Annotated in this window: 15 protein-coding genes and 1 tRNA gene; 5 read left to right on the top strand and 11 right to left on the bottom strand. The window is 65.2% G+C overall.

Annotated features, from left to right (window positions below):
• Window positions 1–34: 34 nt before the first annotated feature.
• Window positions 35–427, bottom strand: coding sequence for a Co2+/Mg2+ efflux protein ApaG (gene apaG, locus A8950_RS05485; RefSeq protein WP_133612570.1), 393 nt, complete (start codon window positions 425–427; stop codon window positions 35–37).
• Window positions 428–672: 245 nt separating this feature from the next.
• Window positions 673–1,587 carry an OmpA family protein gene (locus A8950_RS05480; RefSeq protein WP_208109738.1) on the bottom strand — a complete coding sequence of 305 codons (915 nt, stop codon included), beginning with the start codon at window positions 1,585–1,587 and terminating at the stop codon, window positions 673–675.
• Window positions 1,588–2,290: 703 nt separating this feature from the next.
• On the opposite strand from A8950_RS05480, the gene A8950_RS05470 reads away from it, so the two are divergent.
• The 3 genes from A8950_RS05470 to A8950_RS05460 all read left to right on the top strand — a co-directional run bounded on the left by A8950_RS05470 (window position 2,291) and on the right by A8950_RS05460 (window position 5,501).
• Window positions 2,291–2,364, top strand: a tRNA-Gly gene (locus A8950_RS05470).
• A 149-nt stretch (window positions 2,365–2,513) separates the two neighbouring features.
• Window positions 2,514–4,520: an amidase gene (locus A8950_RS05465; RefSeq protein ID WP_133612568.1), complete on the top strand. Its 2,007-nt coding sequence runs from the start codon at window positions 2,514–2,516 to the stop codon at window positions 4,518–4,520.
• Window positions 4,521–4,595: 75 nt separating this feature from the next.
• Complete coding sequence (locus tag A8950_RS05460) at window positions 4,596–5,501, top strand: homocysteine S-methyltransferase family protein (RefSeq protein ID WP_133612567.1); 906 nt, start codon at window positions 4,596–4,598, stop codon at window positions 5,499–5,501.
• A 12-nt stretch (window positions 5,502–5,513) separates the two neighbouring features.
• Here the strand turns inward: A8950_RS05460 and A8950_RS05455 are convergent, their stop codons facing one another.
• The 3 genes from A8950_RS05455 to A8950_RS05445 are packed head-to-tail and all read right to left on the bottom strand — an operon-like array spanning window position 5,514 to window position 9,722.
• On the bottom strand, window positions 5,514–7,106 hold the full coding sequence (locus A8950_RS05455; RefSeq protein ID WP_208109737.1) for a zinc-binding metallopeptidase family protein: 1,593 nt from the start codon (window positions 7,104–7,106) through the stop codon (window positions 5,514–5,516).
• Window positions 7,107–7,161: 55 nt separating this feature from the next.
• Window positions 7,162–7,917 carry a hypothetical protein gene (locus tag A8950_RS05450; RefSeq protein WP_133612566.1) on the bottom strand — a complete coding sequence of 252 codons (756 nt, stop codon included), beginning with the start codon at window positions 7,915–7,917 and terminating at the stop codon, window positions 7,162–7,164.
• Window positions 7,914–9,722, bottom strand: coding sequence for a M3 family oligoendopeptidase (locus A8950_RS05445; protein ID WP_133612565.1), 1,809 nt, complete (start codon window positions 9,720–9,722; stop codon window positions 7,914–7,916). Before A8950_RS05445 ends, A8950_RS05450 begins: the two co-directional genes overlap by 4 nt.
• A gap of 128 nt (window positions 9,723–9,850) precedes the next feature.
• Here A8950_RS05445 and A8950_RS05440 point away from each other — a divergent pair, with 128 nt between their 5' ends.
• A complete protein-coding gene (locus A8950_RS05440; protein WP_133612564.1) occupies window positions 9,851–11,638 on the top strand; it encodes an AMP-dependent synthetase/ligase in 1,788 nt (595 codons plus the stop codon).
• 2 nt (window positions 11,639–11,640) lie between these two features.
• Here A8950_RS05440 and A8950_RS05435 read toward each other — a convergent pair whose 3' ends face one another.
• Together A8950_RS05435 and A8950_RS05430 are read right to left on the bottom strand one after the other, a co-directional pair.
• Window positions 11,641–12,315: a hypothetical protein gene (locus A8950_RS05435; protein WP_133612563.1), complete on the bottom strand. Its 675-nt coding sequence runs from the start codon at window positions 12,313–12,315 to the stop codon at window positions 11,641–11,643.
• Window positions 12,316–12,334: 19 nt separating this feature from the next.
• Complete coding sequence (locus A8950_RS05430) at window positions 12,335–13,798, bottom strand: phenylacetate--CoA ligase family protein (RefSeq protein WP_133612562.1); 1,464 nt, start codon at window positions 13,796–13,798, stop codon at window positions 12,335–12,337.
• Window positions 13,799–13,944: 146 nt separating this feature from the next.
• Between A8950_RS05430 and A8950_RS05425 the strand changes: the two genes are divergently transcribed.
• Complete coding sequence (locus tag A8950_RS05425) at window positions 13,945–17,430, top strand: indolepyruvate ferredoxin oxidoreductase family protein (RefSeq protein WP_133612561.1); 3,486 nt, start codon at window positions 13,945–13,947, stop codon at window positions 17,428–17,430.
• A gap of 2 nt (window positions 17,431–17,432) precedes the next feature.
• On the opposite strand, the gene A8950_RS05420 is transcribed toward A8950_RS05425, so the two are convergent.
• From A8950_RS05420 to A8950_RS05405, 4 genes are all read right to left on the bottom strand, one after another.
• Complete coding sequence (locus tag A8950_RS05420) at window positions 17,433–17,879, bottom strand: periplasmic heavy metal sensor (RefSeq protein ID WP_133612560.1); 447 nt, start codon at window positions 17,877–17,879, stop codon at window positions 17,433–17,435.
• Between the two features lie 2 nt (window positions 17,880–17,881).
• Entirely contained in the window at window positions 17,882–18,169 is a 288-nt protein-coding gene (locus A8950_RS05415; RefSeq protein ID WP_133612559.1) for a hypothetical protein, read from the bottom strand.
• Entirely contained in the window at window positions 18,166–18,750 is a 585-nt protein-coding gene (locus A8950_RS05410; RefSeq protein ID WP_243735543.1) for an RNA polymerase sigma factor, read from the bottom strand. The genes A8950_RS05415 and A8950_RS05410 overlap by 4 nt, the downstream gene beginning before the upstream one ends.
• A gap of 126 nt (window positions 18,751–18,876) precedes the next feature.
• The gene (locus A8950_RS05405; RefSeq protein WP_166645009.1) at window positions 18,877–19,584 is read right to left on the bottom strand and encodes an EF-hand domain-containing protein; all 708 of its coding nucleotides are present in this window, start codon (window positions 19,582–19,584) and stop codon (window positions 18,877–18,879) included.
• Window positions 19,585–19,662: the final 78 nt, after the last annotated feature.

The following is a 19,662-nucleotide window of genomic DNA, read 5'->3' as shown; positions in this document are numbered from 1 at the left end:
TGCGGCCGTCCGCCGACGGCGTCGGTCGCTCGAGTCAGTTCAGCTGCTTCGGCTGGTAGGGGCTGTCCAGCGAAAAGGCGGGAATGCCGATGCTGAACATCTCGCCGCTGGCACTTTCCATCTCGTAGGTGCCAACCATGATGCCTGACGGCGTCTTGAGCGGCGTGCCGCTGGTATATTCATAGGCCTCGCCCGGGTGCAGCACGGGTTGCTCGCCGACCACGCCGGCGCCGCGCACCTCCTGCACGCGACCCAGCGAATCCGTGATGCGCCAGTGGCGGTTGCGCAGCTGCACCGTCTCGTCGCCGCGATTCTCGATTCGGACATGGTATTTCCAGACGAAATGCGCCTCGTCCGGAGCGGACTGGTCATCAAGATAGGTCGGTTCGACACTGACGGTAATGGATCGAGTTGTCTGCTGGTACATGCACTTCAACGGGAAATGAATTGGCCCGCGCGGGGCCGGTCAGAGCGGGATTTTAGACCGATTGCCGGCGGGAATCCAACCGGCAGCGTCACCGCTAGCAGGGCCCGGGGATCCTTGCGGCATCGCCCGGCCCTGGCCGGCATTCCTGGACGCATCTGGCAGAAAAGGCAGGGAACCGGAAAGCGCAAACGGAAACGGCGCCGGGTTGCCCCGGCGCCGTTCCGCGTTACGCGTGTACTGGTCGATTACTGAACGATGATCTCGGCGCGGCGGTTGGCCTGCTCGCGAACACCATCAGCGGTCGGGACCGCGTTCTCCGACTCACCACGCCACGCGGTGGCGATGGCTTCGGCCGGGATGCCCGCGGCGATCAGCGCTTCGCGGACCGCGTCGGCGCGGCGCTCGGAGAGCTTCTCGTTATAGGCATCGGAGCCGGCACGGTCGGTGTGACCGGTGACCGAGATGGCGGAGGACTGGTTCGACTGGAAGTCCGCCACCACCTGGTTGATCACGGCCTGGGCCGCGTCGTTGATGTTCGACCGGTCGAAGTCGAACAGCACCAGATAGACGTTCGGAGCCGGGGCCGGTTCGGCGACGGGCGCCGGAGCGGCTTCAAGCTCGGCCAGGGCCGCGAGGAGCTCGTCCTTGCAGGCACTGATGTGGTCATACTGGAAGTTCTCTTCCTGCTGCTCGAGCCAGCAATCGAAGCGGGCCTGGGCGCGGGCGGCCAGTTCCGGCTTGTTGTCGCGGGCGCCGCCATCGAGTGCCGCCAGCAGGCGGCCACGGATGTCGGTCACCTCGCCGAGCGCAGCGGCCGGGAGGTCGCGGTTGGCCGGATCTTCCGGCTGCACGACTTCGCCACCGGCAGCGGCAAGGCCGCGGCGGGCGAAGTAACCGGCATCACGCCAGTCGAACATCTCGTCGGCCTCGAACACGGCGAGGTCACGGTACTCATTGGTCAGGGCCTGGGTGAACGGCGTACCGCCGCTTGCTTCGGTGGTACGGATCCGATCGAGATCGGTGGTGCAGGCCGCCAGAAATCCAACTGCCCCCACAACCGCCAGAAGTCGCAACATTTTCATTTTGTCGTCTCCTCGCTTCTTGTCCTTGCCGATTTCATGGGAGCCGGCCTGACGTCCAACCACGTCCCGCCAATCCATTTCGGCTTATGCCTTCGTCTCAGCTGCCTTGAGTTTTCCGGATCGCTTCTTGAGACATCCCCCGGGTCGTAGCCAGCCAGAGCACTGACATCTCGCGCACTATAGGTAAACCACCCTCCCATGTCAAAAGAACGATTGCGCGTTTCGCGCAAGTTTCGCTGTCATTCTAGTCACTTCCACGTGCCCGCGGCCATGCGTGCACCAGCCCCGCACCAGCCCAGTTCAGGACCGACGTGGTGTTAACGAATTGTTTACATTTGCACTACCAGCGGTTGACTATATGGCCGGCTTGCCCCCCTTTCCGGTTCCCCTGTTTGGTCGTCAGCGGACGATGGCCGATTCGCTGCGACAGCGTGGCGCAGGACTCTGCCTGGCTACTTTGCCGACGGCCCCGGTTCCTGGCGCCCCGGTTCCTGGCGCCCCGGTTCCTGGCGCCCCGGTTCCTGGCGCCCCGGTTCCTGGCGCCCCGGTTCCTGGCGCCCCGGTTCCTGTCGATGGGTGGGATGCCCAATGCGATCCGCCCGAGGTCAACGCCGACCGCCCCAGCCCAGTTCCCCCGGCGGCAAATTTCCTGCCGCGCCCACTCGGCTCCGCTTTGCTGCACCCGGCCGCTGGGCACCCGTCTTCGAATGCCCGTTGTTGAACGCGTGCCGGCGATCGCCTATAAAGCGATCCACCTGCCGTGCCGCAGTCCAGGCCGGATGCGGGTGTAGCTCAATGGTAGAGCAGAAGCTTCCCAAGCTTACGACGGGGGTTCGATTCCCCTCACCCGCTCCATTCTCTCCAGCCCAGTTTGCCGCCGATCCCCGTCACTGATTCGGTCAATCCATCCCGGCCACAAAATCCGGCACCCTTTTTCCCGGCCCCGGTCACGGTGTATGACGGCCGGGACAAGCAGGCCTGGTCTCAGGGGGAATTTCTCAATCATGGCGACATCTTTCCAGTTGGTCGAAGCCGGCATTGCCGAGATCCGCGCGGCCCTCGAGGCCGGCACTGTGACCAGCGTCGAATTGGTTGCGGCCTATCTCAACCGCATTGCGCATTACGACCGGCAGGGCATCCGGCTCAACGCCGTGCCGGTCTTCAATCCGCAGATGTTCGCCGATGCGCAGGCGTCCGATCTGCGCCGGGCAGAAGGGCGCCTGCTCGGTCCGCTGGACGGCGTTCCCTACACGGCGAAGGATAGCTACAAGGCAAAGGGCCTCACCGTCGCCTCCGGTTCGCCTGCCTTCGAGCGCCTCGTCGCCAGCGACGACGCCTTCACCATCGCGCAATTGCGCGCCGGGGGTGCCGTGCTCATCGGCCTCACCAACATGCCGCCGATGGCCAATGGCGGCATGGAGCGTGGCGTCTATGGCCGCGCCGAAAGTCCTTATAACGGCGACTTCCTCACCGCCTGTTTCTTCTCCGGCTCTTCCAACGGCTCCGGCACGGCGACGGCGGCGAGCTTTGCCGCCTTCGGCCTCGGCGAGGAGACCTGGTCGTCTGGCCGCGCGCCCGCCTCGCTCAACGGCCTCGTCGCCTATACGCCCTCGCGCGGCGTCATCTCGGTGCGCGGCAACTGGCCGCTCATCCCCACCATGGACGTGGTGGTGCCGCATACCCGGACTGTCGCCGACATGCTGGAAGTGCTCGACGTGGTCGTCGCCGACGATCCCGAGCCGCGCGGTGATTTCTGGCGCATGCAGCCCTGGATCGACCTGCCGAAGAGTTCCGCAATGCGGCCGGCCAGCTACCAATCGCTGGCCGATGCGGTTGCCCTCAAGGGCAAACGCTTCGGCATCCCGCGCATGTATATCAACGGCAAGACGGATCTGCCCGAACCGATCGAGACGCGTGCCAGCGTCATCGCACTCTGGGAGCAGGCGCGGCGCGATCTCGAGGCCCGGGGCGCCGTGGTCGTCGAGGTCGACTTCCCGGCCGTCTCCAATTACGAGCGCGAGGGGATCGACGGGACCGCCATGGCCAGGCGCGGGCTGGTGCCCCCAACCTATTTCCAGGACGAGTTCTGGGACCTCGCGGTGTTTTCCTGGGACGATTTCCTGCAGGCCAATGGCGACCCGGCGCTCAACCGCCTTGCCGATGTCGCCGGCGAGAAGATCTTTCCGCTGCCGACCGGCGCCCTGCCCGGCCGCCTCGCCGAGCGCAATTTCGCCAGCGACCTCGCCGAATACCCGGCCCGCGCGGCAAGAAAGGTGCCGAAGCTTGACGAGATACCGACCCTGCCCGACGGCCTGCGCGGGCTGGAGCGCGCACGCAAGATCGATCTTGAGGACTGGCTCGATGCCGAGAAGCTGGACGGCGTCGTCTTCCCCGCCGTGGCCGACGTGGCACCCGCCGATTCCGACGTCAATCCCGTGTCCTACGACATCGCCTTCCGCAACGGCACCTGGGTCGCCAACGGCAACCTGGTGATCCGCCATCTCGGCATTCCGACCGTCACCGTGCCGATGGGCATCATGGCGGATACCGGCATGCCGGTCGGCCTGACCTTCGCCGGCAAGGCCTATGACGATGCCAATCTGCTGCGCTATGCCTATGCCTTCGAGCATTCCGGCCAGCGGCGCCAGGCACCGCCGCGCACACCCCCTTTGCCCAGCGATAGGATGGCGGGCATGGGCCCTCGACGGGCGACCGAGCCTGCCCCGCTCAGCCTCCGGGCAAGCCTCGTCAACGCGAGCGGCGATCAAGCCGATATCCTGGTCGAGGGCGAGACGACCGCCGACAATCTCCGGCTCTTCATCGACGGTCTCGCCGTCGCACCGGCGCGCAACGGCGCCAGTTTCACCGCGCGCCTGCCTGTGCCGCTGGAAAAATATTGTGTCATGCACAGCGAATGGCGCCAACCCTATGGATCGATCGTGATCGCCCTCGCCGATGATGCACGGCACCTGCCAAGCGGCAGCTACTGCGTTGTCGGCGGAATCGAATGAGCGGGTGAAGCAGTTGCGAAGCCAAGGATGCCATATTAGGGTCCCAGCACAGATTTATGCGATGGAGAACTCATCATGACCGACCGCGCCGGGATCGTCCTGCTGGATGGCGGAATGGGCCGCGAACTCAACCGGATGGGCGCTCCCTTCCGCCAGCCTGAATGGTCGGCCCTGGCGCTGATCGAAGGCCCGGATTTCGTGCGCCGCGCCCATGCCGCCTTCATCGCAGCCGGCGCCGAGGTCATCACGACCAATTCCTACGCCGTGGTACCCTTCCATATCGGCGAGGAGAGATTCAGGGCGCGCGGCGAGGAACTGGCCGATCTCGCCGGCCGCCTCGCGCGACAGGCCGCCACGGAATCCGGCCGGAAGGTTCGCGTCGCCGGCTCCCTGCCGCCGCTTTTCGGTTCCTATCGCCCAGACCTCTTCAAGCCGGCGGAAGCACAGGCGTTGCTGAAGCCGCTCATTGCCGGCCTCTCACCCCATGTCGATCTGTGGCTTGCGGAGACGCAGAGCGCCATTGCCGAGGCGCGCGAGGTGGCCAAGGCGCTGAAGGGTGACACCAGGCCGCGCTGGTTCTCCTTCACGCTGCATGACGAGCATCCCGACCCCAAGCGCCCGGCCCTGCGCTCAGGCGAAAGCGTCGTCGAAGCGGTGCGCTTTGCCGGCGAGGCGGGGGCCGCCGCCCTCCTCTTCAATTGCAGCCAGCCCGAGGTCATGGGCCACGCCATCGATGTCGCCAGGGCAGAGGCGGCGAAGCTCGGCCTCGGCCTCAAGATCGGCTGTTACGCGAATGCCTTCCCGCCGCAAAGCGAGGATGCCGAGGCCAATGGCACACTGAGCGACATCCGTGCCGATCTCGATCCAAAGGGCTATCTCGCCTTCGCCCGCGACTGGCAGAAGCGCGGCGCCGACATGATCGGCGGCTGCTGCGGCATCGGCCCCGAGCATATCGCAGCGATCAAGGCGGCGCTGCGCTGACCCGGTAGCGGCTCACTCGTCATCGCGCCAGGGAATGGTCCATTCCTCGCCGCGGGCAGTGGTCACATATTCCGGCCAGCGGTACTGGTGCGGCACCTTGAAATCCCTGGGCAAGAGCGGCGCCATCCATTTGGTACCGCCGACGCCCCCGCCGGTGCGCTCCTCGAATTCGGCGCGGGCGAAGGCCAGCAGCTTCTCGTCGATGAAGAGGTCGAGCAGGGTGGCACCGATGGTTTTCGCCGCGGTCTCGATCATCGGATCGATGGTGGCCGGAATGCCGCCCAGCGCGTTGGCGACCCAATCCGGATAGGTATAGCCGGTCGGCGCCGAGAGCATCGGCCGCGCCACGATGAGGCGCACCGTCGGGCAATGCCAGGTGTAGTCCGGGTAGTCGTCGGAGGTGATGTATTTCTGCCATTCCGGCATCTGTTTCCGGAGTTCGCGCTCGCAATCCTGCGGCGTGATGAGCGCCTCGGTCGCCGGCAGAAAGGGCTTTGCCATCGGCTCGAGCCCCAGATTCTTCTGCATCTCCTGCGCGATGACGATGGCGTCCTCGCCCCATTGCGGTGCCCCGACCAAAGCGAGGTTGTCGAAGGTCGCCTGCGCCAGGACATGATTGGCAAGGCCCGGTCGGCTTTTCGAGATCCAGGTTTTCTTCCATTTGCAGAAGGTCGCCTTCGCCGCGGCGTCCGCGTTGTTGTCCATGACGCTGCTGACGATCTCGGCCTGTTCGACCGAATCCGTGCGTAGCATGTAATTGATCTGCGCGATCTGCGGCGTGAGATTGTCGGCGGTTGCCTGGCCGGCAGCGAGGATCGCCTCGTTGAAACTCCAGAGCCCCGTGAAGGGCAGCATGGAGCGGCGCAGACTCTCGTTGAGCGAATAGAAATGGATGAGGGCGTCATTGGCGCCTGGCGCGCGCGCCGCCAGGTGGTTCTGCGGGATCGGTGAATACTTGTCGGACGCGATCCAGTTCTGCGGCTCGTCGCAGGTGAAGGTATAGATGTAATTGTAGCCGACGCCGCAATGGCTGTCCCAGATCGTGGTGTTGACCATTGGCAGCATATAGGCGGGATGAAAGCTGACCGCCGCATCGAGATCGTCGTAGTAGCCCTTGGCGGCATGGATGGGCTTGGAGGCCCGCAGCTTCTCGGCCGGCTCGCCGAAGAATTTGAGCGTTCCATTGATGCCGAACTTCTCCATGGCAGCCTTGGTCGCCAGCAGGCCACCGAAGGCGCTCATGCCAAGCGCCGAATGCGGGTCGGTATGGCCCGGCGCGTATCTGGAGAGGTTCCCGCGCGGCTGCTGGCGCGTGGTCGCGGCCTGGCAGTTGCCGGGCACGGCATCGTATTCGGCATAGGTGGCGATGGTGGGTCCATCGCCATTCGACCAGCTTGCCATGAAGGCGGTCGGCATGCCGCCCGAGCCTTCCTCGACCGTAAAGCCGAACGCGCGCAGCTTCGCCACATACCAGGCGGCGGATTTATATTCCCGGAATGCGGGTTCGGCGAAATGCCAGATGATCTGGTGCCAGTCGGATAACTGGCCGGCATGATCCCTTACCCAGTCCAGCACGAATTGTTTCCTGGTATCGATCTTCGGCATCAGAATCCCCAAGGCAAAATTGGCGCCGGATGCTAGCGCAGGGAGTTACTGGGAGCTATGCCGATTTCTTCTCGCGCGCGTATAGATAGGTGGCGAGCAGGACCCAGCGCCGCGCCTTTGCCTCCTGTTCCGGCCTGGCCAGCAACGGCGTCGTGTAATGCCAGAACGGCAGGCGATAGATGGTGAGCGTGCCAAGACCGTGGACCGGCAGCATCTCGGTGAAATGGCCACCCTTGGCGTAGACCAGGTACTGGTGGTCGACCGCCTTGCTGCTCAAGCTGAGGTGGAGGTCGAGATAGCCGCTGGCGGCGCGCGCATTCTCGGGGTGATGGTCGTTATGCGGCCCGGCATAATCGCCGGGACCGTAGCAGAGCGCCTGCTGGCCGTTTTTCCGGTCGAGCTTACGGCCGGCGATGTTCTCGGCAAAAACGGCGAGGCTCTCGGAGGTCAGCAGATCGATAAGACCGATTTCCGCCGCCGCGCGATAGGCGGCACTGCGCTTGCGTTCGAGATAGGCGGTGCGCACGCGTGCCGTCTTCGGCAGCCATTCCTCGTAATCGTGCTGCATCTCCCAGATGGTCTCGGGGGGAATTGGCATCGCCATGGTTTCGAGATGCGGCAGCAACCCGGTTTCGAGGGCGCGGCGCAGCTTCTCGGCCCGGCCCGCCGCCACCATGCCCTCAAGGCGCAGGAAGCGCCGCCGGGGATCGGCGAGCGCACCGCAGAAATCCGCCGCACCCGAAAGGATGCGGCGGCCTTCCCGTGTCAGCAGATCCTCGAACTCGCGCGGGACCGCGCCTGCTGCCGTCACATGGCCTCCAGCTCGTCGATGAAGCCGGCGACGACACCGAGGCCCTTCGACCAGAAGGCGGGATCGGTGGCGTCGAGGCCGAAGGGAGCCAGCAATTCCTTGTGCCGCTTGCTGCCGCCCGCCTTCAGCAAGTCGAGATATTTTGCGGCGAAGCCGGCATTGGCCTGGCGATAGACCGCATAGAGCGAGTTCACCAGGCAATCGCCAAAGGCATAGGCATAGACATAGAACGGCACATGGATGAAATGCGGAATATAGGACCAGAAGATGCCATATTCGCTGTCCTTGGGCAATTTGATGCCGTCGCCCAGGGCCGCGCGCTGGGTTTCCAGCCAGATCTCGGCGATGCGCTCCGGCATCAATTCGCCGTTGCGGCGCTCGTCATGTAGCACGGTCTCGAAATTGTGCATGGCGATCTGGCGCACCACCGTGTTCAGCATGTCCTCGACCTTGCCGGCAAGGAGAATCCGTCGCCTGGCGGGATCGGTCTCGCGCGACAGCAGCGACTGGAAGGTCAGCATCTCGCCGAAGACCGAGGCCGTCTCGGCAAGGGTCAGCGGCGTATCGGCGAGCAGCGCGCCCTGCGGCCCCGCCAGCACCTGATGGACGCCGTGGCCGAGCTCGTGGGCGAGCGTCATCACGTCGCGCGTGCGGCCGTGATAGTTGAGGAGCAGATAGGGATGCGCCGAAGGCACGGTCGGATGGGCGAAGGCCCCCGGATCCTTGCCGGGACGTGACGGCGCATCGATCCAATTCTTGTCGAAGAACTGGCGGCCGACATCGGCCAGCTCTGGCGAGAAGGCGTGATAGGCGTCGAGCACGGTCGCGCGCGCCTCCTCCCAGGGAATCAGGCGATCATCGTCCCGCGGCAGCGGTGCGTTGCGGTCCCAGAAATCGAGCGCGTCGACGCCCATCCATTTGGCCTTCAACCTGTAATAGCGATGGCTGAGCTTCGGATAGCTCTGCTTCACCGCCGTCACCAGCGCGTCGACCACCGCATCCTCGACCTGGTTGGCGAGATTGCGCGAGGATACCGGCCGCGGGAACTTCCGCCACTTGTCCTCGATCTCCTTGTCCTTGGCGAGCGTATTGGTGACGAGGGCGAAGATGCGCTGGTTCTCTTTCAGCCCCTTCGCGAGACCCATGGCCGCTGCCTTGCGCTTCCTGCCGTCCTTGTCGGTCAGCAGGTTGAGGACTTCGTTGCTGCTGAGCTTCTCCGCCTCGCCTTCCACCTCGAAGCGCAGTTCCGCCATGGTCTCGTCGAACATGCGGTTCCAGGCCTGGCGGCCGGAGATCGATTTCTCGTGCAGCAGGCGCTCGGCCTCGTCGGAGAGCTGATGCGGGCGGAAGGCGCGCACCGCCTCCAGCCAGGGCCGGTAGCGTTGCAGCGGCGCGTGCTGCAGCTGCCTTTCGAGTACGTCGTCCTCGATGCGGTTGAGTTCCAGGGTGAAGAACAGCGTCTCGACCGAGATGTTGTTGAGGCGCTCGGAAATATTCTGCTGGAAGCGGGCCAGGGTCGGGTCGGTCATGTTGCCGGAATAGGACAGCTGGGCGAAGGAGCCGACGCGCCCGGCGAGGTCCTGCATCTTTTCATAGGCCAGCAGGGCAGCCAGCATCTCGGCCCCGGCGAGCCCCGCCAGCCTGCCTTCATAGGAACGCTTGAATTCGCCGGATTGGGCGGCGAGGCGCTGCAGATCGCGCTCGATCTCGGGCGCATCGATACCGGCATAAAGGTCACTCAGATTCCAGTTCGGCAGGTTTCCCAGCTGATGCTTGGTTTCGGCTTTCGCAGGTGCAGCGGTCATGAATTTCAAATTCCCACGCTTGATTGCTGTCAGATGCACTTATATGGGGATTGGGGAGGGCGCGCCAAGCGCCGCCTGGATAGACCCGGAACGGGCGCGGCAAAGCGGCGCGGGGGAGGCGCCAGATCATGGATTATGACCGGATTCCAAGCCTGCCGCGCCTTTTCTTCGATCAGGCGCAGGCTCTGGGCGACAAGCCGCTGACCTATCAGCGCCGGGACGGCTCCTGGCATTCGCTGAGCTGGCGCGAGATATCCGGGCAGGTGCGCGCCCTGGCCCGCGGCCTGGTGGCGCTGGGCATCCAGCCCGGTGACCGCGTTGCCCTGGTGGCCGAGAATCGGCCGGAATGGCTGGTCGCCGACCTTGCCATCATGAGTGCCGGCGCCATCACCGTCCCCGCCTTCACCACCAACACGACCGAGGACCACCGCCATATCCTGACCCATAGCGGTGCCCGCGGCATGATTTCGGCCGGAGAGACGATCGCCAAACGCCTGCTGCCGGCCGCCCTGCATGCCGACATACAGTTCCACATCGCTATCGACCCCGCCGAGAAGCCGGCACAACTGCCATTCCGGCAGATTGGCTGGCAGGAGGCGCTGGCCCTTTCCAGCGACGATGCCGAACTCGACCGGCGCCTCGCCGCCCTCACCCGCCGCGACACCAGCTGCATCATCTACACCTCCGGCACCGGCGGCGTGCCCAAGGGTGTCATGCTCAGCCATGGCTCGATCATGGCCAACATCAAGGGCGCCTATCGCCTGCTGCTTGATGTCGGGCTCGGCCATGACCGCTTCCTCTCCTTCCTGCCACTGTCGCATTCCTACGAACACACCGCCGGCCAGTTCCTGCCCATCTCGATCGGCGCCGAGATCTGGTATGCCGAGAGCGTCGAGAAGCTGGTCGACAACATGGCGGAGGCCCGCCCCACCATCATGACCGCCGTGCCGCGCCTCTATGAGGCGATGCATGCAAAGATCCTGCGCGGCCTGGAAAAGGCACCGAAGGCGCGGCAGAAGCTGTTCTGGCTGGCCTATCGCCTTGGGCGCAAGAAGTATGAAAAACCGGCGGAGATGACCCTCGCCGACAATTTTCTCAATCTCGTCTGCGAGGTACTGGTCCGGCGCAAGGTGAGAAAGCGGTTCGGCGGCCACCTCAAGGCCTTCGTTTCCGGCGGGGCCGCGCTCAATTACGAAATCGGCGTCTTCTTCCTGGCACTGGGTGTCCGCCTGCTGCAGGGCTATGGCCAGACCGAGGCCTCGCCGGTCATCAGCGCCAACATGCCGAGCCGCATCAAGATCGAGACCGTCGGTCCCATCTTCGACGGGCTCGAGGCGAAGATCGCCGAGGATGGCGAGATCCTGGTGCGCGGCGAGGCGGTGATGAACGGATATTGGCGCGATCCGGAATCGACTGCGAAGACCGTCGTGGGCGGCTGGCTCCATACCGGCGATATCGGCGAGTTCGACGCCGACGGGTACCTCAAGATCACCGACCGCAAGAAGGACATCATCGTGCTTTCCGGCGGCGACAATGTCTCGCCGGCGCGGGTGGAGGGATTCCTGGCGCTGCAGCCCGAAATCGCCCAGGCCATGGTGCATGGCGACAAGCACCCGCATCTGGTCGCCCTGGTGGTACCGGATGCGGATTTCGCCCGCGACTGGGCGGCCGCCAACAAGGCCTCCGGCGAAATCGCCGATCTGGCCGACAACGCCGCCTTTCACAAGGCGATGGCGGCAGTGATCGACCGCGTCAACACCTCGCTTTCGCCGATCGAGAAGATCCGCCGCTTCGCCCTGCTGGGCGAAGGCTTCACCATCGAGAACGCCATGCTGACCCCCAGCCTAAAGATCCGCCGCCACAAGATCCGCGAACGCTGGGGCCATGTCATCGGTAGGCTCTACGACCGGGGCTGAATTCAGCGTTCGATGACGCTCTTGCGGCGAGGGGATGATGACGTGACGGCGGCGGCATGCCCCGAGCCTCTTGGCTGATAGATGCTTGGCCGCAACAGGTCGGGTATTTGAACGCGTTCCGGCAGCTTTCCATCCGATGCCAATTCCAGGAGCGCGTTGAGCCAGACGACGATTTCATCGCGATCCCGCTCACGGTGGAAGGCCGGGAGGTATCCGTTGAGGGCAATTGTGAGCAAGGTCTGAAATCGTCCGGCCGCATCCATACCTTCAACCTGCAGCAGCCAGCGCAGGGACTTGCCGACACGCTTGCGCACACCGATGAAACGTCGGATTTCGGACCAGCGCACCCCCCGCCGACGACCGAGACGAACGCGACCAAACATATCTCGCGTCAAGAATATGTAGTCTAAGGGGCTGCCCGGCAGTAACTGGTAGATACTCCTGAACAGATTGAATATGCCGAGGCTCAGCATTAGGCCGGAAATAGCGGCGGCAAAAACTGTTTCCGGCTGCACTCGGTCAGAAACCAGTCGAGATAAATCCAACACCGGGGTATCGAAAAAGGCGACGGCCCAGTAGACGACGAAACCACACCAGGCAAGGGAAAGAACGACCAGCAGAATGGCCTGCCCGCGCCGCGGCACCAGACGAAATGGCAAAATGACGCCGGTTCCCATTGTGCCACCTCCTTCTGCATCAGCGACTATAGCGGTGCTTGACCCCAACCGGGAAATAGTCGGGATGTCCCTGTGGGTAGAGCGTCACCACCGGTCGCTGCAGGTCGACCGGGACGTAGTTTGCGAATTCGCTGTTGAGGCGGCGCAGGACTGCAAGCACTGAATCGGCGGCCTTGTCCGCGATTTCAGGTACCGGCGCAATACCATGGGCCAGTTCAACCGCGAGCGCAAAAGCGGGCTTGGCCCCGATCCCCTCCTTGACCTCCATGACGAATTTGCCGGTGGCGAAGTCGCATATCTCCGGCTGCTCGAGGCCGAGACTGACGGTTTCGGGGAAGATGTTGGCGCCGAAATAGGAGATGGTGAAGTTTGCCCGTCCGAACACCCAGACGAAAGGTTGCCGGCGATGGTGGGACACCCCAGCCCCCTCGGGTGAAAATCCGGCCTCGCCGAGACGACGCAGCATCTCCGCACAGGGCATGATGCCGCCCCTATCGGCTATGTGGTAGCGGATCAACGGCACGCCATTGTCGCCGCTGAAGGCCAGCGTGCCGTCGACCGTTTCGAAATATCGATTCGTCGGATCGTATTGGCAGAGAGTTGGCATGCGCGTCTCGCCGAAGATATCACGGGCGAGATCGGGCCGGGCGCTGACGAAGCGGCGGATCGCAACCGAAAGCGGCGTCTCCTGCGCCAGCACGCCGGCATCGGCCGTGCCGTAGAGCGAGGCAGCGAAGCCGAGGATATCGCGTGCACCCACCCGTTCCGCCACCAGGTCGCGCCAGGTCTCGCTGAACACCTCGCCCGCCAGAACGAGGCGGATGTCGTGCTTTGCCCAATCGAAGCCGTCACGGGCAATTCCGGCATCGATCACCTCTTTCAGGAAGGGCGGATAGCCCAACAGCACGGTCTGCTCGAATTGCGGCGCCAGACGTTCGACCGTGCGCAGGATCTCGTCCGGCTTGTTTCCGGGTGTCGCAATCATCACCCGGTAGCCTTTTTCGGCGAGGGCGCGCAGGCAGAAGGTGGTGAACATGCCGCCCACCCAGGTGCCGAGGGCAAAACAGACCACCGCCAGCGTGGTCTTCTCATGGGCGGCGAAGGCGTCGCGGAACACCTGTTCGAAACGCGCCGCGATCGGATACTCGTCAGCCGCCCCGCGCGGCCAGAAGGTCGGTTCGCCGGTCGAGCCCGAGGAAACGGCGAAGAAATCGCCATTGGCGCGGCCGCCTTTGAGCAGCTGGTCGAGCGGAAAGCGCCTGACGTAATTGTCCTTGGTGAGGAGTGGCAGAAGCCTGAAATCCGCCGGTGATCCGATCGTCGCGGGGTCAATCGCGGCTTCGGCCAGCAAGGTGCGATAGGCCGGCACCTCGGCGACGACACGCTGCAGCAGGGTGCGGGAAGCGGCAAAGCCGTCCGAGGCCTCGCCCGGCGCCAGCAAGGCGTCGAGCGGCGTTCCCAGAAAGTGATCTCTACTCTGCATGCTTGCTCCTTGTGGGGGCCGGTCCGCATTCCGGAACTGATGGGCCGGCGGCGCAATATACAAGGGCGCCAAGCAACTGGACATGGGCTGCAAATCGTTGGATCGTGCCGTCAAGCCAATGATCGAAGCCAGCCCGGGAGTGGATTTTGCCCAAGCTTGCCGCCGTCTCGCTCGACGACAAATACGACCTCGGGGCGAGCCGCGTCTATCTCACCGGCACACAGGCGCTGGCGCGCCTGCCGCTGATGCAGCGGCAGCGGGACGAGCGGGCCGGCCTCAATACCGCCGGCTATGTCACCGGCTATCGCGGCTCGCCGCTGGGGAGCATCGATTTCGCCTTTACCCAGGCGAAGGCCTTCCTTGCGCGACAGCACATCCATTTCCAGCCCGGCGTCAACGAGGACATCGCAGCAACGGCGGTCTGGGGTACGCAACAGACCAATCTGTTCGGCGACGGCAAGTATGACGGCGTCTTTGCCATGTGGTACGCCAAGGGTCCCGGCGTCGACCGCTCGGGCGATGCCTTGCGCCACGGCAATCTTGCCGGTTCGGCGCGGCATGGTGGCGTGCTGCTGCTGGCCGGGGACGACCATACCTGCAAATCCTCGACCACGGCGCATCAGAGCGAGTTCGCGCTGGTCGATTCCTGCATCCCGATCCTGAACCCGTCGAACGTGCAGGAGATCTTCGATTTCGGCCTTTTGGGCTGGGCCATGTCGCGCTATTCCGGCTGCTGGGTGGCAATGAAACTGGTCTCCGAAACGGCGGAGACAGCGGCCTCGGTCGATATCGACCCGGCGCGGCTCGATTTCGTCGTGCCGACCGATTACGCGATGCCGACCGAAGGGCTCAATATCCGTCTGCCAGCCTCGCCCATGGCCCAGGCCCAGGCCCTTGAACAGGAATTGCGCCTGCATCGCGACAAGCTGGCCGCCGCCACCGCCTTTGCCCGCGCCAACAAGGTCGACCGCGTGGTGCTGGACAGTCCCGGACGGCGCCTCGGCATCGTCACCTGCGGCAAGTCCTATGCCGATGTCCGGCAGGCGCTCGAGGATCTGGGCATCGACGAACGACGCGCCGCCGAATTCGGCATCAGCCTGCTCAAGATCGGTTTCGTCTGGCCGATGGACCCCGGCATCATCCGCGACTTCGCGCGCGGCCTCGACGAGATCCTGGTGGTCGAGGAAAAGCGGGCGCTGCTGGAGCCGCAGATCAAGGAACATCTCTATGCGCTGCCCGAGCGGCCGCGCGTCATCGGCAAACACGACGAGGCCAGCAACTGGATCCTGCCCTCGGCCGGCGATCTCAGCCCCGGCCGCATCGCGCTGGTGATTGGCGCTCGCCTCCGCCAATTCGTCACCGATCCGCCCCTCGACCAGGCGATCGCCCGCATCGAGGCGATCGAGCGTGCCGCAAGCGAGGCGCCGCCACCGCCCACAAAGCGCATCGCCTATTTCTGCTCGGGCTGCCCGCACAACACCTCGACCCGTGTGCCGGAAGGCAGCCGGGCGCTGGCCGGGATCGGCTGCCATTTCATGGCGCAATGGATGGACCGGGAGACGGCAACCTATACCCAGATGGGCGGTGAAGGCGGCACCTGGATCGGCGCCGCCCCCTTCTCGACTCGCCCGCACATCTTCCAGAACATGGGCGACGGCACCTATTACCATTCCGGCCTGCTGGCGATCCGCGCCGCCTGCGCGGCCGAGACCACCATGACCTTCAAGCTGCTTTACAACGATGCCGTGGCGCTGACCGGCGGCCAGCCGATGGACGGGCCCTTGACCGTCCCCGCCATGGCGCGCCAGGTGGCGGCGGAGGGAGTCAGACGCATCGCCATCGTTAGCGACGAGCCGGAAAAGTTCGCCGGCGAAAGCAATCTGCCCGCCGGGACCAGCATCCACCACCGCGATGCGCTCGACGAGGTGCAGCGCGAGTTGCGCGAGGTCGCGGGCGTCTCGGTCCTCATCTACGACCAGACCTGCGCTGCCGAGAAAAGGCGGCGGCGCAAGCGGGGCCTGATGGAAGACCCGCCCAAGCGCGCCTTCATCAATACGGCCGTCTGCGAGGGCTGCGGCGATTGCGGCCGGACCTCGAATTGCGTCAGCGTGGCGCCGCTAGAAACCGCCATGGGACGCAAGCGCCAGATCGACCAGTCGAGCTGCAACAAGGACTTCTCCTGTGTCGAGGGCTTCTGCCCCAGTTTCGTGACGGTGCATGGCGGCCGGTTGCGCAAACCCCGTGTGGCGACAATGGACGCCGCCGACCTGCCGGACCCCGCGCTGCCCGAATTGACGCGACCCTACAACATCCTGGTGACCGGGATCGGCGGTACCGGGATCGTCACCATCGGCGCCATCCTCGGCATGGCGGCGCATCTCGAGGGCAAACATTGCTCGGTCATGGATCTGGCGGGCCTCGCCCAGAAGGGCGGCGCGGTCTTCAGCCATGTCCGCATCGCGGCGGCCGAGGGTCAGCTTCACGCGACCCGCATCGCAACCGGCGCTGCCGATCTGCTGCTGGGCTGCGACATCGTGGTCTCGGCCTCGAACGACGCGCTGGCGACGCTGCAGGCGGGTCATTCTCGCGCCGTCGTCAACACGCATGAAGTGGCGACCGGCGCCTTCACGCGCGATCCCGACTGGGACTTTCCGGCGACGCGGCTGCAGCGCGACCTGCAGTCGGCAATCGGCAAGGGCGGCATCGATTTCATCGATGCGACCGGGATCGCCGCGGCCCTGCTGGGCGATTCCATCGCGACCAATCTTTTCGTTCTGGGCCACGCCTATCAGCGCGGCCTCGTGCCGGTCAGCGCGGCGGCGATCGAGCGCGCCATCGAACTTAACGGTGTCGCGGTAGACTTCAACCGCCAGGCCTTCGCCTGGGGACGCAATTCGGTGCACGACCCCGCCGGCGTCGCTGCGGCGGCAGCGCCGACGAGTGCTTCAGAACCGACCCCGCAAACGCTGGACGAGATCGTCCGGCACCGCGCGGCCCATCTTGCTGCCTACCAGGACACGGCGCTGGCCGAGCGCTACCGGACATTGGTGGCGAGAGTTGCCGCCGTGGAACGCAAGCTGGCGCCGGAATCCGAGGCTCTCGCCCGTGCTGTTGCGCTGGGCTATGCCAAGCTGCTCGCCTACAAGGACGAGTATGAAGTGGCCCGGCTATTCACCGACGGCAGCTTCGCAACCGCCATCGCGGCGCAGTTCGAGGGCGATTTCAAGCTCCGCTACCATCTCGCGCCACCACTGATTGCCAGGCCCGGCGCCGACGGCCACCCGCGCAAGATGGCGTTTGGCGGCAGCGCCCTGTGGGCGTTTCGCCTGCTGGCACGGCTGAAGGGATTGCGCGGCACCCCCTTCGACATTTTCGGCCGCACCGAAGAGCGGCGCACCGAGCGCCGCTTGATCACCGATTACGAGGCTGACATCTCGGCCATCATCGACGGGCTTACCGTGGCCAGCTACGATACCGCGGTAGCGCTTGCGCAGCTGCCGCTTGACATCCGCGGCTTCGGCCACGTCAAGGCGGCGGCGATCGCGCTGGCCCATGAAAAACGCCGCAAACTGACGGCGCAGTTTGCGGCGCAATCGTTGGCGGATGCGCCCCGGCACCACGCCGCGAAATAGGTTCAGCGCTTCATCTTGCGCCAGCCATCGGCCCATAGCTTGCGCTGTTCCGGCGTCAGACCGGCGGCAATCTCCGCGATGCGGTGATGCGCCCGCTCCAGCATGGCGGTGGCACTGACGCCAAGTTCGGCCAGTTCGGCCTCCAGGCGGGTGCTATCGAACGGCTCCGCCGCCAGGGCATCGGCAACCTGCTGGCGCTTGGCCGCCATCTCCTGCTTCATCGCGTCGCGTTCGGCCCGGCTGCCCTCGCCCATCTCCTTGAACCTGTCACGAATCACCGATTTGAGCTCTGGCGGCACGGTCGACATGATGATGCCGTGGCCGCGCGGGGGCCCGCCCCAGGGGGCGCCGAAATGGCCGCCGAATATGCCGCCCAGCAGGAACAGGTTGAGACAGAGCGAGGCGATCAACCCGCCCAGCAGCCATCTGCGTTTTGTCTGCGGTTGCATGGTCACAGATCTCCGATCTCGGCGGCGGCATAGAGCGCCGTCACCATCGCGACATCCGATTCCTCGGCCACCGCCGCATTTCCCGCCCCGAGCGCAAAGCCGAGGAGCAGCGACAGGACGCCCGCCCCGGCGGCAATGCGCGCTGGCGACAGCAGGGCAGCCAGCCAATGCGGACGCGGCGGGCGTGATTGCGCCAGCAGGCGCTCGTGCAGGCCCTCCGGCACCGCTTCGGGTCGCAGGGCGCGACCCAGCAATTCCTCGAACGCTTCATCACCGAGCATTCGCTTCATGGTTCCGTTCCTTCCAGTTTGGCGCGGATCTCGCGTTTGGCCCGCACCAGCAAGGCTTCATAGGCCTTGACCGATATTTCCATCGCCTCGGCTGCCGCCGCATTGCTGAGGCCCGCCGTGTAGCAGAGTACCATCGCCTGACGCTGCCGCTCGGGCAGCTGCGCCATCGCCGCCAGGACCTGCTGCTCGCGTTCGCGGGCGATCAACTGCTCGTCCGCACCCACGCCGGGATCGGCCAGGGGCAGGTCGGGATCCAGCTGCTCGACCCGCGGCCGTCGCCGGGCGTCGATGCAGAGGTTCATGGTCACCCGGTAGAGCCAGGTCGAGAAGCGCGCGGCACCCGGCTGCCAATCCGGCGCCTTGCGCCAGACCCGGGCGAATACTTCCTGGGCCGCGTCCTCGGCGTCGCTGCGCGAACCGGTAATGCGCAGGGCCAGCGCATAGACGCGACCCAGATGCCGCTGCATGAGAGCCGCGAAAGCGGCTTCGCTGCCGGCGGCAATTTCGCCCAGCAATCCGTCATCCTCGGCCGGTGGCGAGCCGGCAGGTGCGCGGCCGCGCGCTTCGCTGTTTGTCGTCACTGCCAAGACGGCCCCGACCCGTTTCATCCCGTCCGCAAGGCCGGGACCCAGATTAAACCCGATTATGGCCGTGCTCTCGCGCATTGCGCCAGCCCCATCATCCGCCATGCCGCCGCCTGATCGGCCTCAGGGTTGCGGCACAGGTCCGTCCGAGCGCAGCCGGTCATGCCGCGGCAATTCGCCCAGTTCGATCCGACCGTCGCCATTCGTATCCATGCGGGCAAACATGGTGGCTCCGGCGGCATCCCATTCCGGCCGCGTCACCATCCCGTCGCCATCGGCATCCATGCGCGGCACGTCACCGCGGCCCGTCTGGCCCTGCGTCATCTTCCGGTCGTGCCGGGAGGCGATCTCCTCGGCCGTCACCGCGCCATCGCCATTGGCATCCATGCGAAGGAAGCGGCGCAGGGATTCCGCCTGCCATTCATCCGCCGTCACGCGCCCGTCGCCGCTGGCATCCGCCCGTTCGAGCCAACCAGCACCATGCCCATGCCGGCCCTTGCCGTGAGCCATGCCATCCTGCGGCATCATGCCAGCCTGGGGCATCATGCCAGCCTGGCGCTGGGCCCGATGGGCCTTGAACTCATCCTTCGAGAGTTTTCCGTCGCCATCGGTATCGATTGTCGCAAAGCGGGCACCACGCCATGAATCGAATTCGGCGCGGCTGACGATGCCGTCCTGATCGCTGTCGGCCTCCTGCCACATCCAGGCATGTCGCGGCGCCATGCCGCCCGGCGTGGGGGGCGTGGCGCTCTGGGCCTGTAGGCCCTGCGTTGCCGTCATCACCACGCCCATGACCCCAGCTAACAGCATGAGGCGGTTGGAAATTCTCATGAATACGTACTCCTTCAACATTGGGCGCGCCAAGGCGCTCTGTTGCGGAGTTACACGCCGATGCGCGGCAAACCCTGC

The organism is Dongia mobilis (assembly GCF_004363235.1).
Taxonomy (GTDB): Bacteria; Pseudomonadota; Alphaproteobacteria; order Dongiales; family Dongiaceae; genus Dongia; species Dongia mobilis.
This window is presented reverse-complemented; position numbering and strand designations above follow the sequence as displayed.

What these genes read in the sequence shown, in the direction of transcription:
- apaG (WP_133612570.1), bottom strand. Translation starts at nt 427, where the DNA reads ATGTACCAGCAGACAACTCGATCCATTACCGTCAGTGTCGAACCGACC.
- A8950_RS05480 (WP_208109738.1), bottom strand. Translation starts at nt 1,587, where the DNA reads ATGGATTGGCGGGACGTGGTTGGACGTCAGGCCGGCTCCCATGAAATC.
- A8950_RS05465 (WP_133612568.1), top strand. Translation starts at nt 2,514, where the DNA reads ATGGCGACATCTTTCCAGTTGGTCGAAGCCGGCATTGCCGAGATCCGC.
- A8950_RS05460 (WP_133612567.1), top strand. Translation starts at nt 4,596, where the DNA reads ATGACCGACCGCGCCGGGATCGTCCTGCTGGATGGCGGAATGGGCCGC.
- A8950_RS05455 (WP_208109737.1), bottom strand. Translation starts at nt 7,106, where the DNA reads ATGCCGAAGATCGATACCAGGAAACAATTCGTGCTGGACTGGGTAAGG.
- A8950_RS05445 (WP_133612565.1), bottom strand. Translation starts at nt 9,722, where the DNA reads ATGACCGCTGCACCTGCGAAAGCCGAAACCAAGCATCAGCTGGGAAAC.
- A8950_RS05440 (WP_133612564.1), top strand. Translation starts at nt 9,851, where the DNA reads ATGGATTATGACCGGATTCCAAGCCTGCCGCGCCTTTTCTTCGATCAG.
- A8950_RS05435 (WP_133612563.1), bottom strand. Translation starts at nt 12,315, where the DNA reads ATGGGAACCGGCGTCATTTTGCCATTTCGTCTGGTGCCGCGGCGCGGG.
- A8950_RS05430 (WP_133612562.1), bottom strand. Translation starts at nt 13,798, where the DNA reads ATGCAGAGTAGAGATCACTTTCTGGGAACGCCGCTCGACGCCTTGCTG.
- A8950_RS05420 (WP_133612560.1), bottom strand. Translation starts at nt 17,879, where the DNA reads ATGCAACCGCAGACAAAACGCAGATGGCTGCTGGGCGGGTTGATCGCC.
- A8950_RS05415 (WP_133612559.1), bottom strand. Translation starts at nt 18,169, where the DNA reads ATGAAGCGAATGCTCGGTGATGAAGCGTTCGAGGAATTGCTGGGTCGC.
- A8950_RS05405 (WP_166645009.1), bottom strand. Translation starts at nt 19,584, where the DNA reads ATGAGAATTTCCAACCGCCTCATGCTGTTAGCTGGGGTCATGGGCGTG.